This is a genomic window from Saccharopolyspora sp. 7B (assembly GCF_020177435.1).
GTDB classification, from domain to species: domain Bacteria; phylum Actinomycetota; class Actinomycetes; order Mycobacteriales; family Pseudonocardiaceae; genus Saccharopolyspora_C; species Saccharopolyspora_C gregorii.
In genome coordinates this window covers 37,259-43,258 of sequence record NZ_JAIUKC010000114.1, presented here as the reverse complement: position 1 = coordinate 43,258, position 6,000 = coordinate 37,259, and the positions used below count along the sequence as shown (strand labels likewise).

5 protein-coding genes are annotated in these 6,000 nt (G+C 73.1%); 2 read left to right on the top strand and 3 right to left on the bottom strand.

The genetic code is table 11. From position 1 onward, the window contains the following. Together LCD33_RS29215 and LCD33_RS18360 are read right to left on the bottom strand one after the other, a co-directional pair. Positions 1-1,758 (bottom strand): PrsW family intramembrane metalloprotease (locus tag LCD33_RS29215; RefSeq protein ID WP_304612905.1); only part of this gene is annotated, 1,758 nt, incomplete at its 3' end. Positions 1,759-1,822: 64 nt separating this feature from the next. After that, positions 1,823-2,320: a LuxR C-terminal-related transcriptional regulator gene (locus tag LCD33_RS18360; protein ID WP_224978081.1), complete on the bottom strand. Its 498-nt coding sequence runs from the start codon at positions 2,318-2,320 to the stop codon at positions 1,823-1,825. A 555-nt stretch (positions 2,321-2,875) separates the two neighbouring features. Here LCD33_RS18360 and LCD33_RS18355 point away from each other — a divergent pair. Together LCD33_RS18355 and LCD33_RS18350 are read left to right on the top strand one after the other, a co-directional pair. Beyond that, positions 2,876-4,117 (top strand): glutamate decarboxylase, encoded by a 1,242-nt coding sequence (locus tag LCD33_RS18355; RefSeq protein WP_224959094.1) that lies wholly within the window; start codon positions 2,876-2,878, stop codon positions 4,115-4,117. 35 nt (positions 4,118-4,152) lie between these two features. After that, positions 4,153-5,088: a nitrilase-related carbon-nitrogen hydrolase gene (locus LCD33_RS18350; RefSeq protein WP_224959095.1), complete on the top strand. Its 936-nt coding sequence runs from the start codon at positions 4,153-4,155 to the stop codon at positions 5,086-5,088. Positions 5,089-5,130: 42 nt separating this feature from the next. On the opposite strand, the gene LCD33_RS18345 is transcribed toward LCD33_RS18350, so the two are convergent. Further along, complete coding sequence (locus tag LCD33_RS18345; protein WP_224959096.1) at positions 5,131-5,946, bottom strand: LamB/YcsF family protein; 816 nt, start codon at positions 5,944-5,946, stop codon at positions 5,131-5,133. Between the last annotated feature and the right edge of the window lie 54 nt (positions 5,947-6,000).

The window sequence follows — 6,000 nt, the reverse complement described above, 5'->3', positions numbered from 1 at the left end:
GGGTCCGGGTCGCCGGTCGCCGGGCTGCCGGGGGTTCTGCCGCCGCGGACCGGGTTTCTGCGCGACCGGCTGCTGCGGGTTCGAGGGCTGCGGGTTCGGCTGCTGCGGGTTCGACTGCTGCGGACTCGGCGGCTGCGTACTCGACTGCTGGGGGTTCGCCGACTGCGAGCTCGGCGGCTGCGTACTCGACTGCTGGGGGTTCGGCGACTGCGAGCTCGGCGACTGCGAGCTCGGCGGCTGCGTACTCGACTGCTGGGGGTTCGTCGGCTGCGAGTTCGGCGATGGCGAGCTCGGCTGCTGCGGAGTCGACCGCTGGGAGCTCGCCGACCGCGGGTTCGCCCGCCGCGGGGCCGATCGCGGGGTGCTCGGCCGCAGCGGGTTCGAGTACCGAGCGGTCCGCCCCTCCGGATCCGAAGGCTGCGGCGAACCTCCCGCCCCCGCACCCGGCCGTCCGCCGGACGCCACCGTCCGCATCTTCCGCGTGCGCAAGGCCGCGAGCGGCCCGGGCGGCGGCGGAGGCGGCGTCGGGGCGGGCCGGTACACCGGCATCCGCGTCGTCGCCAGCTCCGACGTGCGGAAGAAGCCGGACTGGTGCGCCCCGGCCCACGGCGGCGGCGCCACCTGCGGCAGCGGCCGGCGCTGGAAGAACGCGTTCCGCGCCACCCGCATCAGCCCGAGGATCGCGTCCCGCCGCGAGTGGAACAGCTCCACCGGGATCGTCGCCCGCGTCGCGTGGTCGTGCAGCAGCGCGAGTTCCGTGGCCGCCAGCTGGTAGTCCGCCATCGCCCGCGCCCCGGGCAGGCCCGCCTGCATCCGCGCCCAAGTGCGCGCCCGCCTGCGCCCGTTCATCGTCGCCAGCATCCGCACGTCCACGTCGTGCACCAGCCCGCTCGGGATGTAGGGCGGCAGGTGGGTGCCGATCAGCCCGATGAGCCGCTGCCGGTCCCGGATCACGACCAGGACCAGCGCCACCAGCACGCCGAGCTCCACCAGGTACGCCAGCGCCAACCCGCCGTAGCCGAACGTCGAGGAGAAGTTCCACAGCGCGTGCAGCAGCACCGCCGCCACCCAGCCGCCGACCACGGCGAACCCGCGACCGGCTCCCCTGCTGCGCGCCGCGTAGGCCACGCCGAGCCCGGTCATCGCCGTGTAGATCGGGTGCCCCAGCGGCGCGATCACCCCGCGCACCAGCACCGTGCCCGCCACCGCGGACCCGTTCTCCAGCAACCCGGTCTGGTAGTAGAGAACGTTCTCCACGAACGCGAAGCCGAGCGCGCACAGCCCCGCGTACACCAGCCCGTCGGTCGGCCCGTCGATCTCGAACCGGCGGAACCACAGCATCAGCAGCAGGAAGAAGCCCTTGAAGCTCTCCTCCACCACCGGCGCGATCACCGAGGCGGTCAGCACCCGGCCCAGTTCCGGCCCGTACACCGGGTGCAGCAGCGACCCGCCGAGCGTGTTCACCAGGAACGAGCCGACGATGGCGACTCCGGCGCCCCACGCGAACGCGAGCAGCAGGTTCACCCGCGGTTCCGGTTCCAGCCGGTCCATCAGCAGCACCAGCGCCACCAGCACCACCACCGTCGGCAACGCCAGCAACCCGCTCAGCACCGTGCTGAGCACGCCGCCGGTGAGCAGGTAGTAGGCGACCGCCAGCAGCGTGCACAGGCCGCACCCGATCAACCCGATGATGAACGGGAGCGGGACGCGGTCGCTGCTGCGGCCTTCGAGGATCGACCTGGGACTCAGCGCGGGCATGTCCGGCAGAGTAGAAGATCGTCGCGTTCGGGGTGGCCCGCACCCGCTGATCGGGCGCGGTCGTTCAACCGCGGTGCACCGCGCTCTGCCGGGGGATTTCGACGGGGCCCGGTTCTCCGCCGCCCTGCTCGCCCGTCCCGCGGCCCGCGGTGAGAGCCTTGACGGCGGCGGAGGTGCGGTCGGCGACCTCCAGCTTGGTGAACACGGCCCGCAGGTGGTTCTTCACGGTCCGCTCGGAGATGCCCAGCGACCGGGCGATCTGCCGGTTGGAGCTGCCGCGGACCAGGTGCCCCAGCACTTCGTGCTCGCGCGGGGTGAGGCGCTGCAGCAGCGGTGCCGCCTGCGAGCGCGGCTCGCCGCCGACCCCGGCGCCGGCCGCGCGCTGCAGCGCGTCCCGGTAGACCTCGCCCGCGACGAGCCCGTTGTGGCCCAGGCGCACCCGCAGGGTCACCAGCTGGTTCACCTGCCCGAGCACCTGCTCCAGCGCCGCGGAGTGCTCGATCGCCTCCCGCATCATCGCGGTGATCGCGGTGTCCAAGGCTCGCCGGTACGAACTGGCCATCAGGTGACTCCCACAGGTTCGGTGACATCGGCCGCGCCACCGGGCACACGGGTGCCCCGGACGACGCGAGATCGTTCCGGCGCAGGACCGGGACATCGCGGCGCACCACCGCCATGACCAGGTCTTCTTCGAGCACCGTCGCAGGCCGACGCTTCACCACCGGGCAAGGCCTTCCCACCTGCACCGGACCGGTCGCTGCCTCCACTGGCTATGTCGTCAGGAGCCCCCGCAGAAGTGACCGACCGGCCACCGATTTCCCCCGGATGCCGCAATCAAGGACACGTTCGAGCGACCGCGGAGGTGCCATTCGGAGGACCAGGTCCGGCGGAGCAGGCCTTTGTGACCATGTTTGCCGCCGCCGAGCGGGGCCTAGGTTTCGAAACGTCGCACGTCCCAATCCCTCCCGCTGCACTCGGCTGCGAGGCCACCTGAGTTCGCAGCCCCCAGTGAAACCACGTCGCAGTCCCCCTCAAGGAGGTCTTCGCCATGTCGTGTCCGCAGGCGGCAAGCCGGGCGAGCGCACCACCCACGACGACCGCGCGACCGCCGGGAGCGATGCCCAGCAAGGGCTGGACCGCCTCGGCGGCGGCCAACGCGGTCCGGATCAAGCTCCGGGAGGACATCGCCCCGGCGTCGAACCTGGCCACGTTCCTGACCAGCTCCGTCGAACCGGAGGCCGAACGGCTCTTCAGCGACTACCTGCCGTACAACCTCATCGACCGGGACCAGTACCCGGGCGCCACCGAGCTGGAGCGGCACTGCGTGCAGACCCTGGCGGGGCTGTGGAACGCGGACCTGTCCACCGCCGTCGGCACCGCCACCACCGGGTCCAGCGAGGCCGCGCTGCTGGCCGGCACCTCGCTGCTGCGGCGGTGGCGGCACCGCGGGGACACCGGCGGGCGGAAGCCGAACCTGGTGCTGGGCTCGAACGCGCACGTGTGCTGGCACAAGTTCTGCCGCTACTGGGAGGTGGAGCCGCGCATCGCCCCCGCGCAGCAGGACCGGCTGCACCTGACCGCGCAGCAGGCGGCGGAACGCTGCGACGAGGACACCATCGGCGTGGTCAGCATCCTGGGGTCCACGATCGACGGCAGCTACGAGCCGATCGCCGAGATAGCCGCCGCCCTCGACGATCTCGCGGCGGAGTCCGGTGTGGACGTTCCGATCCACGTGGACGCCGCCTCCGGCGGTTTCATCGCGCCCTTCCTGGATCCGGGGCTGGCGTGGGACTTCCGGCTGCCGCGGGTGCACTCGATCAACGCGTCGGGGCACAAGTACGGCATGGTCCCGGCCGGGCTCGGGTGGATCGTGTGGCGGGACCCTGAGGCGCGCACGAACTGGCTCAGCTTCGACACGAACTACCTGGGCAGCACGCGCGCCAACCACGAGCTGAGCTTCTCCCGCTCGGCGGCGCCGGTGGTGCTGCAGTACTACAACTTCCTGCGGCTCGGCTTCGACGGCTTCCGCGAGCTGCACGCCCGCAGCCGCGCCACCGCCACCGCGCTGGCCGACGCGCTCGGCGGCATGGGCCCGTTCCAGGTGCTCGGCGACGGCCGCGAACTCCCCGTCGTCGTGCTGGCCCAGCGCGAAGGCGCGCACCGCTGGACGTTGCGGGAGCTGGCCGCGCACCTGGGCACGCACGGCTGGTCGGTCCCGGTCTACTCGCTGCCACCGGACCGCCAGCAGACCGACGTGCTGCGCATCGTGGTGCGCACCGAACTCACCGCGCGGCACGCCGAGGACCTGCTCGACGCGGTGCGCGGCTACCTGTCCGGCGCCATCGCCACCCCCGCGTGAAACCCGTTCCCCACCCCTGCAGAGAGGACGAACCGTTGCGCCCCATCCGCATCGCCAGCAAGCTCACCAAGCCCGAACCCCCGCAGCCCGGCACCGGCGTGCGCCTCGCGCTGTTCCAAGGCGAGAACCCGGTGGGCACCCCGGAAGCGGTGACCGCGAACCTCTCCCGGATGCGGGAGGTCGTCGAGGTCGCCGCCCGCTACCAGGCCCAGCTGTGCGCCTTCCCCGAGTGCTACACCACCGGCTACTCGCTCGGCGCCGCCGAAGCCCGCGCCCTCGCCCAGCCTTCGGACGGCACCGCCGTGCAGGCCGCCCGGGAGCTCTCGGCCGCGCACGACGTGGGGATCGTGGTGCCCTACGTGGAGCTCGACCGGGACGCGGGCACCGTGCACGACTCCATCGCGCTGGTCCTCGGCGGTGAACTGGCCGCGAACTACCGCAAGACCCACCTGTACGGGGCGGCGGAGCGGATCAACTTCACGGCGGGCACCGAGCTGCCGCCGGTGGTGAAGGTGAACCAGTTCCCGGTGGGCCTGCTCAACTGCTACGAGTGCGAGTTCCCGCCGCTCTACCAGAGCCTGGTGGGCCGCGGGGCTCGGCTCGTGGTGGGTCCGACCGCCGCCGACCACCACTTCACGCTGCACGACGGCAACCCCACCCAGGTGCCGTACCCGGACGCGACCGAGCACATCATCCCGGCGATGGCCTCGGTGTGGCGGGTGTTCGTGGCGTACGTGAACCGGCGCGGCTGGGAGACCTCGGAGCGCGGGCAGTGGCAGTACCGCGGCAACTCCGGGGTGTGGGCGCCGGACGGCACGCCGATGATCGCCGCCGGGCCGGACGAGCGCAGCGACGACACGCTGCTCGTCGCCGACTGCGTGCCGGACGAGGTGGCGCCGTTCAGCCCGGAGGGCGACCACTTCACCGACAACCGTGTCGCGCTGCGCGAGGAGCTGCTGCCCGTGAACTGACCCGGGTGCCGGGCCGGAGCACCTCGTCCGGTCCGGCCCCGATCACGCCGGTGCGGTCGCCGCCTTCCCCATCGCGGGGGCCGCACCGGTTCCCCGCGCCGCCAGGACGTCCCGCATCGGGGCGAGCCGCACGCCCGCCGCGCTCAGCGCGTCCCGCACCGCGCGCGCCACCTCCACCGCGTTCGGGCGGTCGCCGTGCAGGCAGATCGAGTCGGCCGCCACCGGGACGTCGGTGCCGCGCACCGAGGTCACCGAGCCGCGCAGCACCGCCAGCGCCTGCTCCGCGCAGGCCAGCGGATCCTTCGCGACCGGGTTCGGTTCGATGATGATCCGCCCGGTCTCGTCGTAGTCCAGGTCGGCGAACGCCTCCCGCACCACCGGCACGCCCCGTTCGGCCACCCGGTCGGCGGTCGCACCGGCCAGCAGCACCACCGGCACGCCCGGCGCCGCGGCGGCGACGGCCTCGCCGACCGCCGCGGCCACGTCCGGTTCCCGCGAGGTGAGCCCGTAGAACGCGCCGTGCGGCTTCACGTGGGTGATCGGCACGCCCAGCTCGTCGGCCAGCGCCCGCAGCGCGCCGAACTGGTACAGGCACGCGTCCGCCGCCTCCCGCGGGCTCAGCGCGAGCGCGCGCCGCCCGAACCCGGTCAGGTCGGGGAATCCGGGGTGCGCGCCTGCGGCCACGCCCGCGTCGCGTGCGATGCGCAGCGACTCCCGCATCGTCGCCGGGTCGCCCGCGTGCCAGCCGCAGGCGATGTTCACCGACGTGACCAACGGGATCACCCGTTCGTCGTCACCGAGCTTCCACCGGCCGAAGCTCTCCCCCGCGTCCGCGTTGAGATCCACCAGTTCCTGCACCGGACCCACCTCCCGCAGCTGCCGACCGCGACCCGACGGGGTGTGCCCTGCGGT